The following is a 769-nucleotide window of genomic DNA, read 5'->3' as shown; positions in this document are numbered from 1 at the left end:
ATACGATGTACGTAGTCTTCGGCTTTAAATGGCATATCAAAGTTCACCACTTGTTCAAGCTCTTGAATATCTAGACCGCGAGCCGCCACGTCTGTCGCAATCAGGGCTCGAACTTTACCTTGCTTGAATTCATCAAGTGCACGCTGGCGAGCACCTTGCGATTTATCACCATTAATCGAAACCGCTTTAATACCATCCAGTTTGAGCTCCTTTACAAGCTCGTCGCTGCCTTGTTTGGTTTTAGTGAAAACAAGTACTTGTTGCCAGTTTCGTGAACCAATTAAATACGCTAACAATTCACGCTTACGCTTTTTATCAACTGGATACACCATCTGCTTAACCGTTTCTGCCGTTGTATTCGCTGGAGACACTTCCACCTCAACAGGAGAATCCATCAGTTTGTAAGCGATGGTTTTAATGCGTTTTTCAAACGTCGCCGAAAACAGCATGATTTGTTTGTCATTCGGTAATCGACGAAGAATGCGTTGCAGATCAGGCCAAAAACCCATGTCCAACATTCGGTCAGCTTCATCAAGCACCAACACGCCAGTTTTAGAAATGTTTACGTTGCCGTTAAACAAGTGGTCTAACAATCGGCCCGGCGTAGCAATAAGAATATCCGCGCCCTCTTCCAACTTGTTCTTTTGCACGCCAATACTTGTACCGCCGTACACACAAACAATACGTAGATCCGTGTGTTCCGCATATTGCGTTAAATTGTCAAACACTTGCTGCGCCAATTCACGTGTTGGAACTAGTATGAGAGCGT

Annotated in this window: 1 protein-coding gene; it reads right to left on the bottom strand. The window is 44.6% G+C overall.

The window, feature by feature from the left end:
• On the bottom strand, window positions 1-769 hold a 769-nt coding region (locus R7Q48_RS26715), incomplete at both ends, for a DEAD/DEAH box helicase (RefSeq protein ID WP_318133251.1).

It is taken from the genome of Vibrio sp. 378, assembly GCF_033339435.1.
This window is presented reverse-complemented; position numbering and strand designations above follow the sequence as displayed.